Below are 23,853 nucleotides of genomic sequence, written 5' to 3' on the forward strand. Positions count from 1 at the left end.
ACATTCTTCACACGTACTGCAACTCACCACCACAGCACCATCACCACAGCAAAGCCGCACCAGGGAGCTGTTTTCCATGAGCGCCGAGACTCCTGCCGTACCCTCCGGCCAGTTCAGTCGCCGGAGGGCGCAGTTCCGCGCCTGGCGGGGCACGCGGCCGTTCTGGGCCGGCCTGTTCGTCATGCTCGGCGGACTCCCCATCGCCTACTTCCCGTACGCCCACCTGCAGCTGGGGCATCTGACGCTGGCGATGTCCACGACCGCGGGTGCCGGGTCCCTGATCATCGGCGTACTGCTGGTCGTCCTGGGCTTCAGCCTCTGGTTCCAGAAGCACGTGCGCACCTTCGCGGGCGTCGCGGCGATCCTGCTGGGGCTGGTGTCCATCCCCGTGTCCAACCTCGGCGGCTTCCTGCTGGGCTTCCTGTTCGCTCTGGTCGGCGGGGCGATGGCCGTGGCCTGGTCGCCGGGCGAGCCGCCGGCCGAGGCGGCGCAGGAGGACGTGCCGGGAGCGGGCGGCGCCCCTCAGGCGATGGATACGGACACCACGATCCTCAAGCCCGTGGTGGGCGAGCCGAACGATCTGTCAGGAACGAGCCCGGCGAACGGGGCGAACGGGAGGCACAGTGCCGGCTGACGAGGTGACCCACGGGACTGAGGTGGACGAGTCCCGTGTGAGAACCGGGCCGCGCCACGCGGCACCCAAGAAGCCGCTGTTCACCAGGTTCCACATGCCGGCAGGCAAGGCGATAGCCACGGTGGCGATGCCGACCGCGGTCCTCATGGGAATGGGGTTCACGTCCTCGCTCGCGCTCGCCGCCGGCAGTGGCACCCCGTCCCCGTCGTCGAAGAGCCTGACCGCGGACGAGTACAAGAACTGTGTGGCCGCGCTGGGCGACAACGCGTCGGCCTCGCCGTCGCCGTCCGCGTCGGCGAGTTCGAGCGCCACGGCCGACAAGGCGACGCCCTCGCCCTCGGCCTCCACGGGAACGTCCAAGGACTCTTCGGACTCGGGCAAGACCGGTTCGTCCGGCTCGTCGGATTCAGGTTCCGGCGACAAGGCGACACCCACGCCGTCCGCCTCGCAGAGCTCCGGCAAGGACACGTCGGGCGACACCGCAACGCCGAGCCCCTCGGCGTCGGCGAGCAGCGGCGGCGGTCTGCTGGGCGACCTCGGCGACGCGATCGGCAGCATCTTCACCGGCGGCAGCTCCGGCTCCGCGTCGAGCGCGAGCCCGACGCCCACGCCGTCCGCCTCGGCGAGCGCGAGCAAGGACTCCTCGTCCTCGGGGTCCTCGGGCACGAGCGCCTCGGGCACCCTCAAGGACACCACCAAGAAGGTCACCGACACGGTGCACAACACCGTGAAGGACACCACCGGCAATGCGGCCAAGACGGTCGAGGAGGCCACCAAGGCGGCCCAGAAGGCGGCCGATCAGGCCACCTCCGCCAGCCCCTCGCCGAGTTCGTCCACGGACGCGCAGAACTGCCCGGCCGCGACGAACGATGTAGGCGGCGTCGACAACAAGGTGCCGCTGCCTGACGACCCGTGGTACCTGGACGCCAGCTCGCTGCTGCTGCAGAAGGCCGACTACCAGGGCGTCGTCGAGGTGAAGACGGCGAACGGCAGCACCAAGAAGGTGCTGAAGTACGTCGTTTCCGGCGGCGTCGACATCGGTGACCTGCACCAGACGGTCAAGAACAAGGACTTCGACAAGACCTACCACGTGCAGGCCGGTTCGGGTACGACGTCCACCTTCCGCGACGGCGCCGTCACGATGTACACGCAGTCCATCTCGGGCAACCTGTTCGGGCTGATCCCGATCACGTTCAGCCCGGACAGCCCGCCCCCGCTCAACATTCCGCTGATCTACTTCACCCACGTGAAGGTCGTCCAGGCCGGTCAGTTCGGCGGCACGCTGCACATCCCCGGCATGCACGTCTACACGACCGACGGAACCGGCTGAGCGCCGTCACAGACCCGTCCGGGAGCCGCACAAGACTGAGGGCGCCCTCTGTTCGCAGGGGGCGCCCTCAGCGCTGTGGAACCGCCTTTGCGGGCCGGTCGGTCGGCTGGTACCTGAGGTCAGTCGTCCTCGTCCTCGTCCTCGTCGTCTTCGTCGTCTTCGTCGCCGGCGAGGCAGGACGTTGGTGTCCATGCCGTACTCGCCGAAGAGGTCGACCAGGGCCCTGGTCATGGCGTCCAGGCCGCCTTCACGGACGATCACGAGGTCGGGGATCTGCAGGTACAGGCCGTCGGCAGCGGGGACTGCCTCATGCGTGAGGGCGCCCCCTGTCACAGGGGGCGCCCTCAGCGCCGTACAAGAGCCTTTGCGGTGCTGTCAGTTGGTGCCGCCGCCCGCGATGTGGTGGACGCGGAGCATGTTGGTGGTGCCGGGGACGCCGGGGGGCGAGCCGGCCGTGATGATGACGATCTCGCCCGGGTTGAAGCGGTTGATCTTGGCGATCTCCTGGTCGACCATGTCGACCATCTCGTCCGTGGTGTTCACGAACGGCACCACGTGCGACTCCACGCCCCAGCTGAGGGTGAGCTGGTTGCGGGTGTTCTCGTCGGTGGTGAAGGCGATGATCGGCTGCTGGGCGCGGTAGCGCGACAGCCGGCGGGCGGTGTCACCGGACTGCGTGAAGGCCACCAGGCCCCGGCCGCCCAGGAAGTCCGCGATCTCGCACGCGGCGCGCGCGACCGAACCGCCCTGCGTACGCGGCTTCTTGCCCGGCACCAGCGGCTGCAGGCCCTTGGAGAGCAGCTCCTGCTCGGCCGCGGCGACGATCTTCGACATCGTCTTCACGGTCTCGACCGGGTAGGCGCCCACGCTGGACTCCGCGGACAGCATGACCGCGTCCGCGCCGTCCAGGATCGCGTTGGCCACGTCGGAGGCCTCGGCGCGCGTGGGGCGGGAGTTGGTGATCATCGACTCCATCATCTGGGTCGCCACGATCACCGGCTTGGCGTTGCGGCGGCACAGCTCGATGAGGCGCTTCTGCACCATGGGGACCTTCTCGAGCGGGTACTCGACGGCCAGGTCACCACGGGCCACCATGACGGCGTCGAACGCCATCACGACGCCCTCCATGTTCTCCACCGCCTGCGGCTTCTCCACCTTGGCGATGACGGGGACCCGGCGGCCCTCCTCGTCCATCACCTTGTGGACGTCGTCGACGTCCTTGGCGTCCCGCACGAAGGACAGCGCGACCATGTCGCAGCCCATGCGCAGCGCGAAGCGGAGGTCCTCGACGTCCTTCTCGGACAGCGCCGGCACGTTCACCGCCGCGCCGGGCAGGTTGATGCCCTTGTGGTCGGAGACGACACCGCCCTCGATGACGATCGTCTTGACCCGGGGGCCCTCGACGTCCAGGACCTTCAGCTCGACGTTGCCGTCGTTGATCAGGATCTGGTCGCCGCGGTCGACGTCACCGGGCAGGCCCTTGTACGTCGTACCGCAGATGGACTTGTCGCCCGGGACGTCCTCGATGGTGATGACGAACTCGTCACCGCGCTCGAGCTCGACCGGGCCTTCCGCGAAGGTCTCCAGACGGATCTTCGGGCCCTGCAGGTCGGCGAGGACACCGATGGGGCGCCCGGTCTCCTTGGAGGCGGCGCGGACGCGGTCGTACCGCGCCTGGTGCTCGGCGTGGGTGCCGTGGCTGAAGTTGAACCTGGCCACGTTCATTCCGGCCTCGATCATCGAGACCAGCATTTCGTGGGAGTCGACCGCGGGGCCGAGAGTACAGACGATTTTCGAACGGCGCATGGGGCGATCCTATCGGTTTGTTTCGCCGCGGAATATTCCGTCTGGCGGAAGATACAAATGGGCGGGTCCGCGCTCAGGCGTGTTACTGCGGTGTATTCCTCGGGGTTCTTCAGCCGGTCATGCGGCGAAGCCGCATATCGTTACTGCCCGACCAGCGCATAGGTCTGTGTGGCGATCTCCAGTTCCTCGTCGGTCGGCACCACGGCGACCGCCACGCGCGCCTGCGCGGGCGAGATCAGCCGCGGTTCGTCACTGCGTACGGCGTTCAGCTCGCTGTCCACCGCCAGGCCCAGCTCCTGAAGGCCCGCAAGGGCAGCCTCCCGCACCGGGCTCGCGTTCTCCCCGACTCCCGCCGTGAAGGCGACCGCGTCCACCCGGCCGAGTACGGCGTAATAGGCGCCGATGTACTTCTTCAACCGGTGAATGTAGATGTCGAAGGCGAGCTGCGCCTCTTCGTCACCTTCGTCGATCCGGCGACGGATCTCCCGCATGTCGTTGTCACCGCACAGCCCGATCAACCCGCTCTTCTTGTTGAGAAGAGTGTCGATCTCGTCGGTGGACATTCCGCCAACACGCATCAAATGGAAGATGACGGCCGGATCCATGTCCCCCGATCGCGTACCCATCACGAGCCCCTCCAAAGGCGTCAGCCCCATGGAGGTGTCCACGCACTTCCCGCCCCGCACCGCGGAGGCGGACGCCCCGTTGCCGAGGTGCAGCACGATGACGTTGACCTCCTCGGGCGCCTTCCCGAGCAGCTCGGCGGTGGCCCGGGACACATACGCGTGCGAGGTCCCGTGGAAGCCGTAGCGCCGGATCCGGTACTCGTCGGCGGTCTTCACGTCGATCGCGTAGCGGGCGGCCGACTCCGGCATCGTCGTATGGAACGCCGTGTCGAAGACGGCGACCTGCGGCAGGTCGGGCCGCAGTGCCTGGGCGGTGCGGATGCCGGTCAGGTTGGCCGGGTTGTGCAGGGGTGCCACCGGTATCAGCCGCTCGATCTCGGCGAGCACGGTCTCGTCGATCACGGTCGGCTCGGTGAAGGACTTCCCGCCGTGCACGACCCGGTGCCCGATCGCGGCGAGCTCGGGGGAGTCCAGCCCCAGCCCGTCCTTCGCCAGCTCCTCCGAGACGGCCTTCAGGGCTGCCTCGTGGTCGATGACCGACCCGCTCCACTCACGGGTCTCGCCGCCCGTGGCGAGCGGCGTGTGCCTGAGCCGTGAGGTCTCCTCGCCGATCCGCTCGACGAGGCCCGCGGCGAGCCGGCTGCCGTCCCGCATGTCGAGCAGCTGGTACTTCACCGACGAGGAGCCGGAGTTGAGGACGAGGACACGGGTCGGGCTCACTGGGCGGACGCCTTCTCGTTCGGGTGCTGGGCCTGTATGGCGGTGATGGCGACGGTGTTGACGATGTCCGAGACAAGGGCGCCCCGGGACAGGTCGTTGACGGGCTTGCGCAGGCCCTGCAGCACCGGCCCGACCGCGATCGCGCCGGCCGAACGCTGCACGGCCTTGTAGGTGTTGTTACCTGTATTGAGGTCAGGGAAGATCAGAACCGTTGCCTGTCCGGCGACTTCGGACTCCGGCAGCTTGGTCGCCGCGACCGTCGGCTCCACCGCGGCGTCGTACTGGATCGGCCCCTCGATCTTCAGGTCCGGGCGCCGCTCCCGCACCAGCTCGGTCGCCTCCCGCACCTTGTCGACGTCGGCGCCCGAGCCGGACGTACCCGTCGAGTACGACAGCATCGCGATCCGCGGCTCCACGCCGAACTGCTCGGCGGTGGCGGCCGACTGGATGGCGATGTCGGCCAGCTGCTCGGCGTCCGGGTCGGGGTTCACGGCGCAGTCGCCGTAGACGAGCACCTTGTCGGCGAGGCACATGAAGAAGACCGACGAGACGATGTCGGCGTCCGGCTTCGTCTTGATGATCTCGAAGGCCGGGCGGATGGTCGCGGCCGTCGAGTGGACGGACCCGGAGACCATGCCGTCCGCCAGCCCCTCCTGGACCATCAGCGTGCCGAAGTAGTTGACGTCCGAGACGACGTCGTACGCCAGCTCCACGGTGACGCCCTTGTGGGCGCGGAACTGCGCGTACTTCTCCGCGAAGGAGTCGCGCAGCTCGCTGGTGGCGGGGTCGATGAGTTGGCACTCGCCCAGGTCGATGCCCAGGTCGGCGGCCTTCTTGCGGATCTGCTCGACCGGGCCGAGCAGGGTGAGGTCGCAGACCCCGCGGCGCAGCAGCACCTCGGCGGCGTGCAGGACGCGCTCCTCGGTGCCCTCCGGGAGGACGACCCGGCGCTTGTCGGAGCGGGCCTGTTCGAGCAGCTTGTGCTCGAACATCATCGGGGTGAGGCGGTCGCTGCTGGGCGCGGAGACCCGCTTGTTGAGGTCGCCGGTGTCGACGTACCGCTCGAAGAGGCCGAGCGCCGTCTCCGCCTTGCGCGGGGTCGCCGCGTTCAACTTCCCCTCCAGGGCGAAGAGTTCGGCGGCGGTCGGGAAGCTGTTGCCGGACACCGAGAGCACCGGGGTGCCCGGGGCGAGGCGGGCGGCGAGGGTGAGGATCTCGTCGCTCGGCACCTCGTTCAGGGTGAGCAGCACCCCGGCTATCGGCGGGGTGCCGGCGCTGTGCGCGGCCAGCGAGCCGACGACCAGGTCGGCGCGGTCGCCCGGGGTCACGACCAGACAGCCCGGGGTCAGGGCGGGCAGGAAGTTCGGCAGCATCGCACCGCCGAAGACGAAGTCCAGGGCGTCGCGCGCCAGCCCCGAGTCGTCACCCAGGACGACCTTCGCGCCGAGCGCCTGGCCGATCTGGGAGACGGTGGGCGCGGCCAGGGCGGGGTCGTCCGGGACGACGTAGCACGGCACGGGCAGGCGGGAGCCGAGCTTCTGCGCGATCTCCTCCCGGTCCTCGCGCGCGACCCGGTTGGTCACCATGGCGAGGACGTCGCAGCCCAGGCTCTCGTACGCACGGTAGGCGTTGCGTGTCTCGGCGAGCACCGACTCCGTGAGCTGCCCCCGGCCGCCCACGACCGGGAGCACGGACGCACCGAACTCGTTCGCCAGCCGGGCGTTGAGGGAGAGCTCGTCGGGGAGCTGGGTGTCGGCGAAGTCCGTGCCCAGGACGAGGACGACCTCGTAGTCGCGCGCGACCACGAGGAAGCGTTCCACGAGGGTGGACACCAGCTCGTCCGTCCCCCGCTCCGCCTGCAGGGCGGACGCCTCGTGGTAGTCCATGCCGTAGACCGTGGCCGGGTCCTGGGAGAGCCGGTAGCGGGCGCGGAGCAGCTCGAACAGGCGGTCGGGCTGGTGGTGGACGAGCGGCCGGAACACCCCGACCCGGTCGACCTGCCGGGTCAGGAGCTCCATGACCCCCAGCTCCACGACCTGACGGCCGTCGCCTCGGTCGATCCCGGTCACGTACACGCTGCGCGTCACGCGTGCTCGCCCCTTTCTTGCGCCGCTATAAAAATCGCCCACCGAGGTGAGCAGAACCCTCTTGACAATACCCCTGGCGCTGGATAAGGCGCCCGTCAGGATCGGGGCCGGGATCGACGTCCCGATAGGGCCAATCGGGTCATAGCTGACAGAAGGGATATCGTCCTGTCGGGCATGAAACAATCGGACCGGCTCACCGGAAACCACCGGGCTGGCTCACCGGTAACGACAGCGAGCAGGAGACACAGCACGATGCGCATCGGAGTTCTCACCGCAGGCGGCGACTGCCCCGGCCTGAACGCCGTGATCCGGTCGGTCGTGCACCGAGCGGTCGCCCAGTACGGCGACGAGGTCATCGGCTTCGAGGACGGCTACGCCGGTCTGCTCGACGGCCGCTACCGCTCCCTCGACCTGGACGATGTGGGCGGCATCCTGGCCCGCGGCGGCACCATCCTCGGCTCCTCCCGGCTGGAGCGGGACCGGCTGCGCGAGGCCTGCGAGAGCGCGGCCGACATCGCCCGTGACTTCGGCATCGACGCGCTGATCCCGATCGGCGGCGAGGGCACGCTGACCGCGGCCCGGATGCTCAGCGACGCGGGCCTGCCGGTGGTCGGCGTCCCGAAGACGATCGACAACGACATCTCCTCCACGGACCGGACCTTCGGTTTCGACACCGCGGTCGGCGTCGCCACGGAGGCGATGGACCGCCTGAAGACCACGGCCGAGTCGCACCAGCGCGTGATGGTCGTCGAGGTCATGGGCCGGCACGCGGGCTGGATCGCCCTCGAGTCCGGCATGGCGGCGGGCGCGCACGGCATCTGCCTCCCCGAGCGTCCCTTCGACCCGGCCGACCTCGTCAAGATGGTCGAGGAGCGCTTCTCCCGCGGCAAGAAGTTCGCGGTCGTGTGCGTGGCGGAGGGCGCCCATCCCGCCGAGGGCACCATGGACTACGGCAAGGGCGAGATCGACCAGTTCGGCCACGAGCGCTTCCAGGGCATCGGTACGGCACTGGCGTACGAGCTGGAGCGGCGGCTCGGCAAGGAGGCCAAGCCGGTCATCCTCGGCCATGTGCAGCGCGGCGGCGTCCCCACCGCCTACGACCGCGTCCTCGCCACCCGCTTCGGCTGGCACGCGGTGGAGGCGGCGCACCGGGGAGAGTTCGGACGGATGACGGCCCTGCGCGGCACGGACATCGTGATGGTGCCGCTGGCGGAGGCGGTGACCGAGCTGAAGACGGTCCCGAAGGACCGGATGGACGAGGCGGAGTCGGTCTTCTAGAGCCCCCGGGTCCGCCTCATCCGGTGTTGTCCTGGACCGCTGCCCAGAAGTGGTCGACGATCCGGTCCAGGAACTCGCGGCCGGAGTCGCTCGACTCGCTGGCCGCGTTTCCGGCGCCCCAGCTCAGCGAGGCGACCATCTGCCCCTGGTACTCCTGGTGCAGCGACTGGAGGGCGTCCTCCAGGAGGTGCCGGTCCAGGGGTACGGTTTTGGCCACCGGGCGGACGTACGCCTGCCAGCGGGTGGTCACCGCACTGCGCAGCAGCTCGGCCAGCTTCGGCTCGCGTCCCGTGACGGTGACGAAGTCCGGGAGCGACAGCTCGAGCACATCGGCGAGGGTGGCCGACTGGCGCTCGTTGCCGCGCCAGGCGTTGTGCTCCTCCATGTGCAGATAGGCGAGGAACTCCAGGCCGACCGTGCGGGCGACGTCCTCCGGGGCGAGTCCGCGGGCCACGCGGTGCTCGCGCAGGGTGCGGGGCGGGCCGGTGATCTCACCGGGGGAACACCACAACACGCCTGCGAGGGCGGTCATTTCGGGGCTGGAAGGGGCGACGGAGCCGCGCTCCCAGGCGAGCACGAGATCCGGGGAGACATACGGCAGACCGTATGAGGCACGCAGGCCGTAGGCGACGTGTTCGGGGCCCATGTTGAGGGCCGTGCGGAGCCGGCGGGCGGCGGGGGCGTTGAAGGGCGGGGCGGGCTGGTTCGAGCGGGCTGGACGTTGGCGCACGGGCCACAACGTAGGCGGGCCGTGACGCGATGACTACGGTCTGTTCGGCCAGGATCACGGATTGTAGGAACGTACGGATTCGGCCACCCGTGCGGACTGGACGGGGGTGGCCGGAGATCGTCTGTCAACGTGGCGGGCGCGCTGACGAGGATGGCGCCAAGCCGTCCGGACGGGCGGCCACGAAGGCGGTGACTTTGTGAACGTCAAGCTCGAGGGGCATATTCGCGAGCGTCTGCTGGCGCCGAACTTCTGGCACCTCGCCACGGTGGGCGCGGACGGGATGCCGCACGTCTCGCCCATGTGGGCGGACATCGAAGACGAGTACGCCATGGTCAATACGTCGATCGGCCGCGTGAAGATCGACAACCTGCGGCTCAATCCCAACGTCTCGCTGTCCCACCACGACGCCGACAACCCGTACGACCGGGCCGAGATCCGGGGGCGGGTCGTCCGGTTCGTGGAGGGGGAGGAGGCGGAGCGCGGCATGGACCGGCTGGCCCGGAAGTACATCGGCGAGGACCGGTATCCGTGGCTGCTGCCCGGGGAGCGGCGGGTGATGCTGCTGATCGAGCCGGTGCGGGTGCGGCGGGTTGTGGGGGTGGAGCCGTTTCGGGCGGGGGTGCTGCCGGAGGCGTGAGCGGGGTTCCCGGACAGGCTCACCCCTTGACCGCCCCGCCCAGCGCGAACCCGCCGCCCAGCCGCCGGGCGATCAGCACGTACAGCAGGATCACCGGCGTCGAGTAGACGATCGAGAACGCCGCCAGCTGCCCGTACGCCACCATGCCCCGGTTGCCGAAGAACTCGTTGATGCTCACCGAGGCTGGCATCTGGTCGGGGGTCAGCAGCAGCATGAAGGGGACGAAGAAGTTCCCCCACATGACCACGAACGAGAACACCGTCACCACCGCCACCCCCGGACCCATCAGCGGCAGCACGATCCGTACCAGTGACTGCATCGACGACGCCCCGTCGGTCCACGCCGCCTCCTCCAGTTCCTTCGGTACGCCGTCCATGAAGTTCTTCATCAGCCAGATGGCGAAGGGGAGTTGGGAGGCGGCGAAGAAGAGGATCGTGCCCTGCAGGGTGTCGATCAGGTTCACCTGAACGAACAGCGCGTACACCGGCACCATGATCGCCGTGATGGGCAGACTCGTCGCGAAGAGGATGGTCAGGAGGAACGGGCGGTTCAGCCGGGACCGGAAACGGGAGAGCGGGTACGCCGCCAGGGCCGCGCACACCACCGTCAGCAGCGTCGCGCCGCCGCACAGGATCAGGCTGTTGAGGAGCGGGGTGAAGGTGATGTCCGAGGTCAGGATCGCGTCGAAGTTGGACCAGGTGAAACCGTCGGGGGCCTTCACCTTCAAGTTCGCGTGCGGGTCCACCGACGACAGCAGCACCCAGGCGAGCGGCAGCGCGAAGGCGGCGGCCACCACCAGCAGGCCGGCGTCGGCGGCCAGCCGGCGGCCGCGGCGGCGGGAGGCGAGTGTGCGGGCCATGGTGGGGGTCAGACCTCCGTCCGCAGCAGGCGCAGATACACGAGGGAGAACAGCGAGCCGACCAGGAGCAGCAGCAGGGCGACGGCGGTGCCGTAGCCGATCATGCTGTTCTGGAAGGCCTGCTCGTACATGAAGAGCGGGAGGGTCTGGCTCTTGTTGCCCGGGCCGCCTCTCGTCATCACCCAGATCAGGCCGAAGACGGAGAGGGTCTGGAGGGTGTTCAGCATCAGGTTCGTGCCGATGGAGCGGCGGATCATCGGAAGGGTGATGTGCCACATACGGCGCCAGCCGCCCGCGCCGTCGACCTCGGCGGCCTCCGTGATCTCCTTCGGGATCTCGCCCAGTGCCGCCGAGTAGACCAGCATCGAGAAGGCCGTACCCCGCCAGACGTTCGCGAAGGACACGGCCAGGATCGGAAGGGTGAACAGCCAGTTCTGGGACGGGAGATGCAGCCGGTCCAGGATGGCGTTCAGGGTGCCCTCGCGGCGGAAGAAGGCGTAGAGGAGGAACCCGGCGACGACCTCCGGCAGGACCCACGCCGTGACCACGATGCCGCCCGTCAGCGTGCGGACGGGCTTCGACGCGCGCTGCATCAGCGCTGCCAGCGCCAGCCCGAGGGTGTTCTGGCCGAGCAGCGACGACACGACCGTGAACACCAGCGTCAGCCATACGGCGTTGAGGAACTCCTCGTCCTTGAAGGCCTTGCGGAAGTTCGCGAGGCCGACGAAGGACGAGTGGGCCTGGCCGGTGAGCTGGAGGTCGGTGAAGGCGATGTAGGCGCAATAGGCGATCGGACCGGCGAGGAACAGGAGCAGGAGCGCGACGGCGGGGGAGAGGGGAAGGAGGCGGGCGAGGGCGCGGGGGAGCGTCCGGCGGGGCCGGTGCTCGGACGGGGCGGGCGGGCGCGAGGGCGTCCTGGCCGCCTTCGCGCCTGCCGTGTGCGGGGTTGCGGCGGTCATGCGCGGCCGCCGGTCACTTCTTGACGACCTGGTTGTCGGTGGCGTCCTTGAGCGCGTCGTCGTAGCCGCTCGCCGCCTTGTCCACGGACATGTCGCCCGTCGTGACGCCCTCCATGGCCTCCTGGATGGCGGTGGAGACCTTGGGGTACGCCGGGTAGGCGGGCCGGTAGTGGGTGCTCGCGACCAGGTCCGTGAAGAACTTGATGCCGGGCTGGGCGCTTGTGTACGACGGGTCGCGCGCCACGTCGTCGCGTACCGAGATACCGGAGTTGGTGATGTACCACTTCTCCGCGTTCGCCTTCGTCTGCATCGTCCTGATGAAGTCGAAGGCGAGGTCGGGGTTGCCGGCCTTGGCCGGGATCGCCCAGGTCCAGCCGCCGGACATGCTCACCTTGCCGGGGGCCTGGCCGTGCTGGGTCGGCATGTAGGCCAGCCCCAACTCATGGGACCACTGCGGCCATTCGTGGCCGCTGCCCTTCAGCCAGGCCTGCGGCAGCCAGGAGCCGTCCAGGGCGATGCCCAGTTTGCCCTTCGGCAGCAGGTCGCCGGCCACGATGGTCTGGATGTTGGGGTCGAGGGCGTCGGAGACGTCCGGGCCGAGCTTCTCCTTGTAGACCGCCTCGACGAACCGGAGCGCGTCCTTGAAGCCCGGGCTCCCGGCGATCCACTTCTTGCTCGACTTGTCGTAGAGGGGGTCGGCGGTCCCGTTGCCGGTGCCGTAGAGCAGCATTTCGAAGGTCTGCATGGTGGCGGCCTCACCGGCGGGTTTGCCGGTGTAGACGTTGATGGGGGTGACCCCGGGGACCTTCTTCTTGATGGCGCGGGCGGCGCCGAGCACCTCGTCCCAGTTCTTCGGCTGCCAGTTCGCCGGCAGACCGGCCTTCTTGAAGATGCCCTTGTCGAACCAGAGCCCGCGGGTGTCGGTGCCGTCCGGGACGCCGTACGTCTTCCCGTCCTCGGCCCTGGCCGCGGTCTTCGCCGTGCCGATGAACTGCTTCCAGTCCGGCCACTTGTCGAGGTAGGGGTCCAGCGGCTTCAAGTACCCGCTGGTGATGTCCGAGTTGATGAGGAACGTGTCCTCGTAGACCAGGTCCGGGGCGGTCTTGGGGGAGCGGAGCATCTGCTGGAGCTTGGTGTAGTACTCCGAGTCCGGGGCCTTGATCGGGACGAGTTCGACCTTCTTGCCGGGGTACTTCTTCTCGAACTGCTTCTTGATGTCGGCGAGGAAGCCGTCCATCACCTTGATGGAGTTGTCCGTCGACTGCTTGAAGGAGACCTTGAGGGTGTTCGGGCTGCTGCCGGAGCCGTTGCCACAGGCTGTGAGGGTGGTTGCGGCGAGGGCGGTGGTGAGGAGGAAGGGGAGGAGGGGGAAGGCGGCGGTGGGGCGCACGGGCATGACCTCCTGCGGGCTCAACGTCGTTGTCGGCCGAGATGGTTGCCCGGTGAAGGTAGGAGGAGTGGTCTAGTCAGGTCAATGACCGTGCGGCGACCTAACGTCCCCGATCTCCTTCCCCCTTCTCGTTCCGCACCCACCGGTACTGCAACTCCGGCCGCCCCACGGTCCCGTACTGCGGAGCCCGCGCCGCCCGTCCCGCGTCCACCAGGTGCTCCAGATACCGCCGGGCCGTGATGCGTGAGATCCCCACCGCCTCCGCCAGCCCCGCAGCGGTCAGCCCCTCCCCGCAGTCCCGCAGCGCCACCGTCACCCGCTCCAGCGTCGGCGCGCTCAGCCCCTTGGGAAGCGCCGCAGGCGAGGGTGCCCGCAGGGAAGCCAGCGCCCGGTCCACCTCGTCCTGGCCGCTCGCCTCGCCCACCGCCGCGTGGAACTCGGCGTACCGCACCAGCCGGTCCCGCAGGGTCGCGAAGGTGAACGGCTTGAGCACGTACTGCACCACGCCCAGCGACACGCCCTCCCGCACCACGGTCAGGTCCCGCGCCGACGTCACCGCTATCACGTCCGCGTGATGCCCGGCCGCCCGCAGCGACCGGGCGAGCTGCAGCCCGTGCACATCCGGCAGATGCAGATCCAGCAGCAGCAGGTCCACCGGCGTACGGTCCAGCAGCCGACGGGCCTCCGCGCCCGTGTGCGCCTTGCCGACGGCCACGAACCCCGGAACCCGGCCGACGTACATGACATGCGCGTCGGCGGCCACCGGGTCGTCCTCCACGACGAGGACGCGGATGGGCTGCTGGGTCGTCATGCGTCACCTCTCGTGGCGGCGCGCCCGGTCGCTTCGGTGTGCCGGGCGGCTGCGTCCGGAGGCAGTCGTGCTTCGAACGCGGCGGCGCGTTCCTTCCTTTGCGGCGCCGGGGCCTCCATGACCGGGACACGGATGGGCTGCTCGGTCGTCATGCGTCACCTCTCACCGTGGCGCGCCCGGTTGCCCCGGCCGGGGAGGCGTCCGGGTCCAGAGGCAGTCGTACTTCGAACACCGCACCGCCCTCCTGACCCTCCGCCACCGTCAGCGTGCCCTCCTGCCGGGTGACCGCCTGCCGTACCAGGGCCAGCCCGAGGCCCCGGCCGCCCGGACCGGCCGGCTTCGTCGAGAACCCCCGTTGGAATACCAGCTCGGCATGGGCGGGATCCACCCCCGTGCCGGTGTCCGCGACCCGCATCACCAGCTCCGTACTCTCCGCGTACGCCGTCACCGTCACCCGGGCGCCGATGCTGCCCTGCGCCGCGTCCACCGCGTTGTCGATCAGGTTGCCGAGGATCGTCACCAGGTCGCGGGCCGGGAGGGTCGGCGGGAGCAGGCCGTCGTCGAGGCGGCTGTCCTCCGAGACCACCAGCTCCACGCCCCGTTCGTTCGCCTGCGCCGTCTTTCCCAGCAGCAGAGCCGCCAGCACGGGCTCGCTCACCGCCGCCACCACCTGGTCGGTCAGTGCCTGGGCCAGTTCCAGTTCGGCGGTCGCGAAGTCCACGGCCTCCTCCGCCCGGCCGAGTTCGATCAGCGACACCACCGTGTGCAGGCGGTTGGCCGCCTCGTGCGCCTGGGAGCGGAGGGCCTGCGTGAAGCCGCGCTCGGAGTCCAACTCACCCATCAGGGACTGGAGTTCGGTCACATCGCGAAGGGTCACCACGGTGCCCCGGCGCTCGCCGCCCGACACCGGGGAGGTGTTGACGACGAGAACGCGGTCCGCGGTCAGATGCACCTCGTCCACCCGCGGCTCGGACGCCAGCAGCGCTCCCGTCAGCGGGCCGGGCAGCCCCAGCTCCGCCACCGACCTGCCGACCACCTCCCCCTCCGGGCCGACGCCCAGCAGTTCCCGGCCGCCGTCGTTGATCAGGGCCACCCGGTACTGGCCGTCCAGCATCAGCAGCCCCTCCCGCACCGCGTGCAGCGCCGCCTGGTGGTAGTCGTGCATCCGGCTGAGCTGGGTCGCGTTCATGCCGTGGGTGTGCCGGCGCAGCCGGGCGTTGACGACGTACGTGCCGATCGCACCCAGGGCGAGGGCGCCGGCGGCGACGCTGAGGAGGGCCGAGACCTGGCCCTGCACCCGTTCGCTGATCGCCTTGACCTTGATGCCCGCGCTGACCAGGCCGACGACCCGCTTGTCGGCGTCCTCGATGGGGGTGACCGCGCGGACCGACAGGCCGAGGGTGCCCTTGTATTTCTCGGTGATGGTCTCGCCGTTCTGGGACCGCTCGATGTTGCCGAGGAAGTGTTTGCCGATCTCTCTCTTGTTGGGGTGGGTCCACCGGATGCCCTGGGGGTTCATGATCGTGACGAAGTCGACGTCGGCGTCGCGCATCACCCGCAGCGCGTACGGCTGGAGCTGCGCGCTGGGGTCGGGGGTGCGGGTCGCCGCCAGTACGGACGGAGCGTCCGCGATCGAGCGGGCCACCGCCAGGGCCTGCCGGCGTGCCGCGTCCTCGGCCTGTTGCTTGTCGCTGACGTAGGTGAACAGTGCGTATCCGGCCACGAGCACCGCTATCAGCACGGCCTGCATGGCGAAGAGCTGGGCGGCCAGGCTGCGGGGGCGCGGGACGGGGATGCGCATGTCGTCAGTGTGCCTCGCTGGTTAAGCATGAACTAAATGAACGGAAGGGTGACCGCCCTCACAGGGCACGACATAGTCACGGCATTGAGGGAGCGAGTGGAAGCGGGGCATCAGGTTCCGGCCACCGTTCCCGGCACAGAGATCCGCACCCCCATCCCCATCTCCATCCGGACGTGAGCCGCACGCCGGTGATGCCGACGAAGACGTCAAGGAGGGCAGCCGTGGCCGCCAGCACCCCCGATACGGCACCTGCCGCACCCGCTGGGAAGCGGGACCGCACCCACTATCTCTACATCGCCGTCATCGCTGCGGTGGCCCTCGGTATCGCCGTGGGACTGATCTGGCCGAGCGTGGGCGTCGAGCTCAAGCCGCTCGGTACGGGCTTTGTGAACCTGATCAAGATGATGATCTCCCCGATCATCTTCTGCACGATCGTGATCGGCATCGGCTCCGTGCGGAAGGCCGCCAAGGTCGGCGCCGTCGGCGGTATCGCGCTCGGCTACTTCCTGGTGATGTCGCTGGTCGCCCTGACCATCGGCCTGGTCGTCGGCAACATCCTGCACCCGGGCGACGGGCTGCACATCACCAACGCGATCAAGGCGACCGGGCACGCACAGGTCGACAGTGAGGCGCTGCCGCCGGTCGACTTCGTGCTGTCGATCATCCCGACGACCTTCATCTCGGCCTTCACCCAGGGGCAGGTGCTGCAGACCCTGCTGGTCGCCCTGCTCACCGGTTTCGCCCTGCAGGCCATGGGCTCGGCCGGGCAGCCGATCCTGCGCGGTGTGGAGCACCTCCAGAAGCTCGTCTTCCGCATCCTCGGCATGGTGATGTGGGCCGCCCCGCTCGGTGCCTTCGGTGCCATCGCCGCCGTCACCGGGTCCGCAGGCTTCGACGCGCTGAAGCAGCTGGCCATCCTGATGGTCGGCTTCTACATCACCTGTTTCCTCTTCGTCTTCATCGTGCTCGGTGCCCTGCTGCGGATCGTCGCCGGGCTCAACATCTTCACGTTCTTCAAGTACCTGGGCCGTGAGTTCCTGCTGATCCTGTCGACCTCCTCCTCCGAGTCCGCGCTGCCGCGCCTCATCGCGAAGATGGAGCACATCGGTGTCAGCAAGTCGGTGGTGGGCATCACCGTCCCGACCGGCTACTCCTTCAACCTCGACGGCACCATGATCTACATGACCATGGCCTCGCTGTTCATCGCCGACGCCATGGGTACGCCGATGGCGATCGGCGAGCAGATCCCGCTGCTGCTCTTCCTGCTGCTCGCCTCCAAGGGCGCGGCGGGCGTCAGCGGCGCCGGCCTCGCGACCCTGGCCGGTGGTCTGCAGTCGCACAAGCCCGCCCTGGTGGACGGCGTGGGCCTGATCGTCGGCATCGACCGCTTCATGAGCGAGGCCCGTGCCCTGACGAACTTCGCGGGCAACTCCGTGGCCACGGTCCTGATCGGCACCTGGACCAAGGAGATCGACAAGGAGCGCGTGGGCCGGGTCCTCGCCGGTGAGCTGCCCTTCGACGAGACGACCCTCGTGGACGACGAGGAGGTCCAGCCGCTCGCCGAGGTGCCGGAGCAGGGCGGCGAGAAGGAGCTGGCGAAGGCCTGAGCCCCGCTCGAGACTCCAGGTGGCCGGCACACTCCCCCCGTCGGTCGGCCGCCTGGCCGAGAACGCCGAGCGGTCGGGTTCCTCCCCCGTGGACCCGACCGCTCGGCTTCGTCATGTCGTCCGGCCTGGAAGGCGCCCGGTGATCCTCACCGATCTCTTACCGAAGTCCACTAGCGTGCCGCGCCGGTGCAGTACACGCGCGGCGCGGTTCGTTGGTTGGAGGCACGGGGGATGAAGATCGACTGGGATCGGCGCACGTGTGCCCGCAAGGGGCACGTGACGTATGCGCCGGACGAGCCGGGGCTGAAGGCGCGGCTGCACGCGCAGACCGCTCTCGGGGACGTCTGGCGCTGTCTGCGCTGCGGCGACTTCGTGCTGGGCGAGCCGCACGGCTCGGGACCGGCGGAGCAGGCGCCCCTCGTGCCGCGCGGCAAGGTCCTGCGGGACCTGTTCATCCTGCGCTTCCTGGCGATCGAGCGGGCCGTGCGCGGCGTCTTCATCGTGCTGGTGGCGCTCGCCGTGTGGAAGTTCAGCAACAGCCAGGACTCGGTGCGCCGGCTCTTCGACGAGTACCTCGACGTCTTCCGGCCCGTCTTCCGGCACTTCCACTACGACCTCGACCACTCGCCGATCGTCGGCACCATACAGAAGACCTTCGGCTACAAGCACTCCACGCTGGTGCTGGTGGCCGCACTGCTGCTGGCGTACGCCCTGATCGAGCTCGTGGAGGCGGTCGGCCTCTGGTACGCCAAGCGCTGGGCGGAGTACCTCACGGTGGTCGCCACGGCCGCCTTCCTCCCCCTGGAGATCTACGAGCTCACCGAGCACATCAGCTGGCTGAAGATCGGCACGCTGGTCCTCAACGTCCTCGCCGTCCTCTACATCGCCCTCGCCAAGCGGCTGTTCGGGCTCCGGGGTGGCCGTAGGGCGTTCGAGGAGGAGCGGGAGAGCGCGTCGCTGCTGGAGGTCGAGGAGTCGGCAGGGGTGCCGGCCCACACCGGCCAGGCCGTCTGAGTCGTCTCCTCCCGGTTGCCCACATGCCTCAGCAGGCCGGCGCGGCCGCCTTGTCCAGCCGCGCCAGCTCCTCCCCGGTGAGCACCAGATCCGCCGCGGCCGACGAGTCCCGGATCGTCTCCGGACGGCTCGCCCCCGGAATCGGGACGACGACCGGAGATCGCGCCGACAGCCAGGCCAGGCAGACCTGCTGGGGGCTGACACCGCGCTGCGCCGCCACGGCGTGGAACGCCCCGAAGCGGACCTCGCCCTCGCTCCTCGACGGCCCGTCCAGGGAGCTGCGGGAGATACCGCCCAGCGGGCTCCACGGCAGGAAGGCCAGCCCCAGTTCCTCGCACAGCCGCAGCTCGGCCTCACTGTCCCGTACGGCGGGAGAGTACTGGTTCTGCACCGAGACCAGACGGTCGCCGAGGATCCGGTGCGCGGTGCGGATCTGGTCCACGTCCGTGTTGGAGACGCCGGCCAGCCGGATCGTGCCCTCGTCGAGGAGTTCGCGCAGCGCGCCGACCGACTCCTCGAAGGGCACCGCCGGATCGGGCTTGTGCAGCTGGTAGAGGCCGATCGCCTCGACCCCCAGCCGCTTCAGGGAGGCCTCGGCCGCCGCCTTGAGATGGCGGGGCGTGCCGTCCACGGTCCAGCTGCCGTCCGCCGGGCGGCCCCGGCCGCCCTTCGTGGCCACCAGTACGTCGGCCGTGTCGCCGCCGTACGCGGCGAGGGCCCGGGCGACGAGGTGCTCGTTGTGGCCGGGTTCGGCGCCGGGCAGGTGGTAGGAATCCGCCGTGTCGAGCAGCGTCACGCCCGCGTCGAGGGCGGCGTGCACGGTGGCGAGGGCGCGGGACTCGTCCGGGCGGCCCTCGATGGACAGCGGCATGGCGCCGAGGCCGACGGCGCTCACGCACAGGTCGCCGAGGGTGCGGTACCGCATGTCAGCGTCCGTCCTTTCCGAGGGTCTCCGCGACGGCCGTCGGCAGCCACTGCCGTACGTCGCCAAAGGGGAAACCGAGCCGGGCGGCCCGGGAGTTGTCCATGCCGTAGGAGCGGGTGAAGGAGAAGGGGGACACCTCGCCGACCTCCACCTCCTGGAAGACCGTCCTGCCCTGCGGTATGTGTGCCGCGATCGCCGCGCACAGGTCCCGTGTGGTCAGCCGCCCGTTCGAGGCCGCGTTGACCGGGCCGGTGAAGTCCTCGCCCGAGGCCCAGAAGAGGAAGTCGGCGATCTCCTCGACATGGATGTAGGTGGCCGACCTGTCGGTGACCGGCACGGCGATCGGCTCGGCGGCTCGGATACGGGTGGCGATGGGGGTCCCCCCGCGCGAGCGAAGCCGAGAGTGGGGGAGGTCCAATCGGCCCGTGAAGTCGTCGGCTCCGCCCAGGACATGGGCCACCCGGACGGCCACGTACGGGAACTCCGGGTCCGCCGCGAGAACCGCTTCCGCCTGCCGCTTGCCCTCGCCGTAGTGGGACTCGATGAACTCCGGTTCCTCCCAGGGGAGTCCGAGGTCCACGGTGACCGTACGCGGGTCGAGTGCCGTCTCCTCGACCGGTGCGGCGGAGTCCTCGTACTCGTACACCTCCACGGTCGAGGTCATCACATGGCGTCGGGTACGGCCGGTGAACACCCGGCGGGCGATCTCCGCCTGGCGCGGGGTGTAGCAGACCTGGTCGACCACGACGTCGAAAGTGCGAGGGCCGAGCGCTTCGGTGAGGGACCTCTCGTCAGTGCGGTCGGCGATCAGATGGACCGCTCCGGGCGGTGGGGCCGAGGAGCCGCGGTTGAGGACGGTGACCCGGTCGCCGGCGGCCAGCAGGCGGGCGATCAGCCGCTTGCCGAAGTAACGGTTTCCGCCGATGACCAGTACCTCTCGGGCCTTTACCCCGGATGTCTTTTCCATGACCATGATTCTTCCGGCCAGCACGCGCGATCCGAAGGGGAAGACATGGGAGTTCCGGCCGCCGTACCGAAGGAAACACGGAATCCGAGAGCCTCCGCCGTCGAAACATCGGTGGCCTTCGACGCGGTGGACCGGCAGATCCTGGAGCTGCTCCAGACGGACGGTCGTATCAAGCTGAGCGAGCTGGGCCGCCGGGTCCGGCTCAGCCCGGCCGCGGTGACCGAGCGGGTCCGGCGGCTGGAGGCGGCGGGCGTGATCACCGGATACGGCGCCCGGGTCGCCCCGGCCCGTCTCGGCTACGGCATCCAGGCCTTCATCCGCGTCAACCCGCACGGCGGCTACAACCTGAAGCACCCCCGCACCCTGGAGCTGATCGAACGGCCGGAGATCACCGAGGTGCACCACGTGGTCGGCGAGGACTGCTGGATCCTCAAGGCCGCCGTCCGCGACACGGTCCACCTGGAGGAGATCCTCGAAGCAGTCTCCGTCCTGGGCCGCACGACGACCTCGATCGTGCTCACCTCCCCGTTGGAGCGGAAACCGCTGTTGCCCTGACGTCGGCGTCAAGGATTACGTTCGTACGCATGCGAATCGGCGAGCTGGCCGAACGGGCCGGGACCACGACACGGACGCTCAGGTACTACGAGTCGCGCGGGCTGCTGCCCGCGCGGCGCGGCGGGAACGGCTACCGCACCTACGACGAGAGCGACCTGAAGCTGCTCCGGCAGATCCGGACGCTGCAGGACTTCGGGTTCGACCTGGAGGAGACGCGGCCGTTCGTGGAGTGTCTGCGGGCCGGGCACCCGGAGGGTGACTCCTGCCCGGCCTCGCTCGCGGTCTACCGGCGCAAGCTGGACGAACTCGACGCGCTGATCGGCGAGCTGCAGGCCGTGCGGGCGCGGATCGCGGTGCGGCTGGCCGTGGCCGACGGGGAACCACCGTTGTGCGAACTGGGAGGGCGGGAACTGTGATCGACGTGACGGACGAGGATTTCGCGGCGCAGGTGATCGGGTCCGAGTTGCCGGTGCTGGTGGAGTTCACGGCGGACTGGTGCCCGCCGTGCCGGCAGATGGGACCGGTCCTGCACGCCCTCGCCGCCGAGGAGGCCGGCCGTCTCAAGGTGGTGCAGTTGAACGTGGACCGCAATCCGGAGACCACGAACGCCTACAAGGTCCTCTCGATGCCCACCTTCATGGTCTTCCGCGACGGTGAGCCGATCAAGGCGATGGTGGGAGCGCGACCCAAGCGCCGGCTGCTGGCGGAGCTGGCGGACGTCCTCTGACCTCACGCAGTACAGAAGAAATCCCCCGGGCAATTGCGCCCGGGGGATTTCTCTGTGTAAGTTTAATGATTCGCGACTTCAAGGGGATTGGGTCGCAAAGAAGTTCACTGGCGTCATTGTATCTGCCCGGGAGTGGAATTGTCAAACAGCGATGAAATTCGCAGGGAACAGGAATTCATCGACGCCCTGTACGCGCGCGTGGACGCCCTGCGCGGCCACACCGAGGCAGGCGTCACCGATGCGCTCGCCCAGGGCAACACGCCCATGCAGGCCCGGCTGGAGCGGGACATCCTGGTCGCCGAGCGGTCCGGGCTGCTCGCCGCGCTGAACGCCGTCGACGGCTCGCTCTGCTTCGGCCGTATCGACTTCACCTCGGGCACCCGGCACCACATCGGCCGTATCGGGCTGCGCACCGACGACGCCGAGCGCACTCCGGTCCTGATCGACTGGCGTGCCGACGTCGCCCGCCCCTTCTACCTGGCCACCGGCCACACCCCGATGGGCCTGCGCCGACGCCGGCACCTGACCACCGAGGGGCGCCGGGTCACGGCCCTCCACGACGAGATCCTCGACCTCGGGGACCAGGAACGCACCGGCCACGAGGACCCCACCGGCGACGCCGTGCTGCTCGCCGCACTCGACGCCGCGCGCACCGGCCGTATGCACGACATCGTGCAGACCATCCAGGCCGAGCAGGACGAGATCATCCGGGCGCCGCACCGGGGCGTGCTGGTGGTCGAGGGCGGTCCGGGCACCGGCAAGACGGCCGTCGCCCTGCACCGGGCCGCGTATCTGCTCTACGAGCACCGGGAACTGCTCGCCAAGCGGGCCGTGCTCATCGTCGGCCCCAACCCCGCCTTCCTCGGCTACATCGGCGAGGTGCTGCCCTCGCTCGGTGAGACGGGCGTGCTGCTCGCCACGGTCGGGGAGCTGTTCCCCGGGGTGAAGGCGACGGCGAGGGACAGCCGCGCGGCGGCCGCGGTGAAGGGCCGCGCCGACATGGCGGACGCGCTCGCCGAGGCCGTACGCGACTGGCAGGCGCTGCCCGACCCGGTGATCGCGATCGAGCACGACCGGGAGATCCTGATGCTCGACGACGGCCTGGTGAAGATGGCCCGCGAGCGTACCCGTGCCGCCCGGCTGCCGCACAACGTGGCCCGGGAGCACTTCGAGGGGCACATCCTCAACACACTCACCGAGATGTACGCCGAGCGGGTCGGGACGGACCCCTTCGACGGCAGTAGTCTGCTGGACCCGAGCGACATCACGCAGATCCGCGACGAGATCGCCGAGAACCCCGAAGTGTGGGCCGCCATCGACCAGTTGTGGCCGCGGCTGACCCCGCAGCGCCTGGTCGCGGACTTCCTCGCCGATCCCGTCGGCTATCTCCCCGACGAGGACGCGGCCGCGATCCGCCGGCCCGTGACGCGAGCGTGGACGGTGGCGGACGTACCGCTCCTCGACGAGGCGGCCGAACTGCTCGGCGTGGACGAGCGGGTGGCGCGGGCGCGGGCGGAGCGGGAGCGGGAGACGCAGGTCGCGTACGCACAGGGCGTGCTCGACGTCTCGTACGCCTCGCGGACCTACGAGTTCGAGGACAAGGACGAGGAGGACTCCGAGGTCCTGTCCGCGCACGACATCATCGACGCCGAGCGGTTCGCCGAGCGGCAGGAGGAGGACGACCACCGCAGCGCCGCCGAGCGGGCGGCGGCCGACCGGACCTGGGCGTTCGGGCACATCATCGTCGACGAGGCGCAGGAGCTGTCGCCGATGGCGTGGCGGCTGCTGATGCGGCGCTGCCCGACGCGGTCGATGACGCTGGTCGGGGATCCGGCGCAGACCGCGGAGGCGGCGGGGGTCGGTTCCTGGGCGGGGATCCTTGAGCCGTATGTCGAGGACCGCTGGGAGCACGCCCGGCTGGGCGTCAACTACCGCACACCCGCCGAGATCATGGAGGTCGCGGCGGCGGTGGTGCGGGCCGAGCAGCCGGACTTCTCGCCGCCGAGTTCGGTGCGGGCCACTGGCGTTCGGCCTTGGGCGCGGGCGACCGACGATCTGCCCGGCGCGGTCGCCAAGGCGGTGGAGGAGCTGACGCCTGCGGAGGGGCGGCTTGCGGTGATCGCGCCTCGGCATCTGCACGGGAAGCTGGCCGCTCGGCTGGACGGGGTGGTGGTGGGCGGCGAGCCCGATCTGACACGGAGGGTCGTGCTGCTCGATCCGCGGCAGTCGAAGGGGCTGGAGTTCGACTCGGTGCTGGTGGTGGAGCCGGGGCTGTATGGCACGAGTGACCTGTATGTGGCGCTGACTCGGGCCACGCAGCGGTTGGGGGTGCTGCACAGCCGTGCCCTGCCGAAGGCGTTGGCTGCGGCGCTGGGGTAATGGCTGATTTC

At 69.5% G+C, this 23,853-nt stretch carries 21 protein-coding genes; 10 read left to right on the forward strand and 11 right to left on the reverse strand.

Features of this window, described 5'->3' with window-relative positions; all coding sequences use genetic code 11:
• Window positions 1–76: 76 nt before the first annotated feature.
• Window positions 77–634, forward strand: a complete 558-nt coding sequence (locus ACFY1U_RS10215; RefSeq protein ID WP_390693631.1) for a DUF6114 domain-containing protein — start codon at window positions 77–79, stop codon at window positions 632–634.
• A complete protein-coding gene (locus tag ACFY1U_RS10220; RefSeq protein ID WP_390693632.1) occupies window positions 624–1,964 on the forward strand; it encodes a hypothetical protein in 1,341 nt (446 codons plus the stop codon). Before ACFY1U_RS10215 ends, ACFY1U_RS10220 begins: the two co-directional genes overlap by 11 nt.
• 375 nt (window positions 1,965–2,339) lie before the next feature.
• On the opposite strand, the gene pyk is transcribed toward ACFY1U_RS10220, so the two are convergent.
• The 3 genes from pyk to pta form a co-directional block, all read right to left on the reverse strand.
• A complete protein-coding gene (gene pyk, locus ACFY1U_RS10225) occupies window positions 2,340–3,770 on the reverse strand; it encodes a pyruvate kinase (protein WP_390693633.1) in 1,431 nt (476 codons plus the stop codon).
• 140 nt (window positions 3,771–3,910) lie between these two features.
• On the reverse strand, window positions 3,911–5,116 hold the full coding sequence (locus ACFY1U_RS10230) for an acetate kinase (RefSeq protein ID WP_390693634.1): 1,206 nt from the start codon (window positions 5,114–5,116) through the stop codon (window positions 3,911–3,913).
• Window positions 5,113–7,203, reverse strand: coding sequence for a phosphate acetyltransferase (gene pta, locus ACFY1U_RS10235; RefSeq protein ID WP_390693635.1), 2,091 nt, complete (start codon window positions 7,201–7,203; stop codon window positions 5,113–5,115). Before pta ends, ACFY1U_RS10230 begins: the two co-directional genes overlap by 4 nt.
• Before the next feature lie 252 nt (window positions 7,204–7,455).
• On the opposite strand from pta, the gene ACFY1U_RS10240 reads away from it, so the two are divergent.
• On the forward strand, window positions 7,456–8,481 hold the full coding sequence (locus ACFY1U_RS10240; protein ID WP_365842768.1) for an ATP-dependent 6-phosphofructokinase: 1,026 nt from the start codon (window positions 7,456–7,458) through the stop codon (window positions 8,479–8,481).
• A 16-nt stretch (window positions 8,482–8,497) separates the two neighbouring features.
• On the opposite strand, the gene ACFY1U_RS10245 is transcribed toward ACFY1U_RS10240, so the two are convergent.
• A complete protein-coding gene (locus tag ACFY1U_RS10245) occupies window positions 8,498–9,220 on the reverse strand; it encodes a helix-turn-helix domain-containing protein (protein WP_390693636.1) in 723 nt (240 codons plus the stop codon).
• Between the two features lie 187 nt (window positions 9,221–9,407).
• Here ACFY1U_RS10245 and ACFY1U_RS10250 point away from each other — a divergent pair, with 187 nt between their 5' ends.
• Window positions 9,408–9,848 carry a PPOX class F420-dependent oxidoreductase gene (locus ACFY1U_RS10250; protein WP_390693637.1) on the forward strand — a complete coding sequence of 147 codons (441 nt, stop codon included), beginning with the start codon at window positions 9,408–9,410 and terminating at the stop codon, window positions 9,846–9,848.
• A gap of 19 nt (window positions 9,849–9,867) precedes the next feature.
• Here the strand turns inward: ACFY1U_RS10250 and ACFY1U_RS10255 are convergent, their stop codons facing one another.
• From ACFY1U_RS10255 to ACFY1U_RS10275, 5 genes are all read right to left on the reverse strand, one after another.
• Entirely contained in the window at window positions 9,868–10,707 is an 840-nt protein-coding gene (locus ACFY1U_RS10255; RefSeq protein WP_390693638.1) for a carbohydrate ABC transporter permease, read from the reverse strand.
• A gap of 8 nt (window positions 10,708–10,715) precedes the next feature.
• Complete coding sequence (locus ACFY1U_RS10260; RefSeq protein ID WP_390693639.1) at window positions 10,716–11,666, reverse strand: carbohydrate ABC transporter permease; 951 nt, start codon at window positions 11,664–11,666, stop codon at window positions 10,716–10,718.
• Between the two features lie 13 nt (window positions 11,667–11,679).
• On the reverse strand, window positions 11,680–13,062 hold the full coding sequence (locus ACFY1U_RS10265; protein WP_390693640.1) for an extracellular solute-binding protein: 1,383 nt from the start codon (window positions 13,060–13,062) through the stop codon (window positions 11,680–11,682).
• Between the two features lie 94 nt (window positions 13,063–13,156).
• Window positions 13,157–13,867 (reverse strand): response regulator, encoded by a 711-nt coding sequence (locus ACFY1U_RS10270; protein ID WP_266960615.1) that lies wholly within the window; start codon window positions 13,865–13,867, stop codon window positions 13,157–13,159.
• 148 nt (window positions 13,868–14,015) lie between these two features.
• Window positions 14,016–15,668, reverse strand: a complete 1,653-nt coding sequence (locus ACFY1U_RS10275) for an ATP-binding protein (RefSeq protein ID WP_390693641.1) — start codon at window positions 15,666–15,668, stop codon at window positions 14,016–14,018.
• Between the two features lie 221 nt (window positions 15,669–15,889).
• Between ACFY1U_RS10275 and ACFY1U_RS10280 the strand changes: the two genes are divergently transcribed.
• Both ACFY1U_RS10280 and ACFY1U_RS10285 read left to right on the forward strand, forming a co-directional pair.
• On the forward strand, window positions 15,890–17,275 hold the full coding sequence (locus ACFY1U_RS10280; RefSeq protein ID WP_390693642.1) for a cation:dicarboxylate symporter family transporter: 1,386 nt from the start codon (window positions 15,890–15,892) through the stop codon (window positions 17,273–17,275).
• 231 nt (window positions 17,276–17,506) lie between these two features.
• Window positions 17,507–18,289: a DUF2127 domain-containing protein gene (locus ACFY1U_RS10285; RefSeq protein ID WP_390693643.1), complete on the forward strand. Its 783-nt coding sequence runs from the start codon at window positions 17,507–17,509 to the stop codon at window positions 18,287–18,289.
• 28 nt (window positions 18,290–18,317) lie between these two features.
• Here the strand turns inward: ACFY1U_RS10285 and ACFY1U_RS10290 are convergent, their stop codons facing one another.
• Both ACFY1U_RS10290 and ACFY1U_RS10295 read right to left on the reverse strand, forming a co-directional pair.
• Complete coding sequence (locus ACFY1U_RS10290) at window positions 18,318–19,214, reverse strand: aldo/keto reductase (RefSeq protein ID WP_390693644.1); 897 nt, start codon at window positions 19,212–19,214, stop codon at window positions 18,318–18,320.
• Window position 19,215: 1 nt separating this feature from the next.
• Window positions 19,216–20,187, reverse strand: a complete 972-nt coding sequence (locus ACFY1U_RS10295) for an NAD-dependent epimerase/dehydratase family protein (protein WP_390693645.1) — start codon at window positions 20,185–20,187, stop codon at window positions 19,216–19,218.
• Window positions 20,188–20,226: 39 nt separating this feature from the next.
• Here ACFY1U_RS10295 and ACFY1U_RS10300 point away from each other — a divergent pair, with 39 nt between their 5' ends.
• The 4 genes from ACFY1U_RS10300 to ACFY1U_RS10315 all read left to right on the forward strand — a co-directional run bounded on the left by ACFY1U_RS10300 (window position 20,227) and on the right by ACFY1U_RS10315 (window position 23,842).
• Window positions 20,227–20,736: an Lrp/AsnC family transcriptional regulator gene (locus ACFY1U_RS10300; protein WP_390693646.1), complete on the forward strand. Its 510-nt coding sequence runs from the start codon at window positions 20,227–20,229 to the stop codon at window positions 20,734–20,736.
• Between the two features lie 29 nt (window positions 20,737–20,765).
• Window positions 20,766–21,152 carry a MerR family transcriptional regulator gene (locus ACFY1U_RS10305; RefSeq protein ID WP_390693647.1) on the forward strand — a complete coding sequence of 129 codons (387 nt, stop codon included), beginning with the start codon at window positions 20,766–20,768 and terminating at the stop codon, window positions 21,150–21,152.
• A complete protein-coding gene (locus tag ACFY1U_RS10310) occupies window positions 21,149–21,463 on the forward strand; it encodes a thioredoxin family protein (RefSeq protein WP_389088365.1) in 315 nt (104 codons plus the stop codon). Before ACFY1U_RS10305 ends, ACFY1U_RS10310 begins: the two co-directional genes overlap by 4 nt.
• Before the next feature lie 156 nt (window positions 21,464–21,619).
• Window positions 21,620–23,842, forward strand: a complete 2,223-nt coding sequence (locus ACFY1U_RS10315) for a HelD family protein (RefSeq protein WP_390693690.1) — start codon at window positions 21,620–21,622, stop codon at window positions 23,840–23,842.
• Window positions 23,843–23,853: the final 11 nt, after the last annotated feature.

Origin of the sequence: Streptomyces sp. NPDC001351 (assembly GCF_042896045.1) — a bacterium.
Classification (GTDB): domain Bacteria; phylum Actinomycetota; class Actinomycetes; order Streptomycetales; family Streptomycetaceae; genus Streptomyces.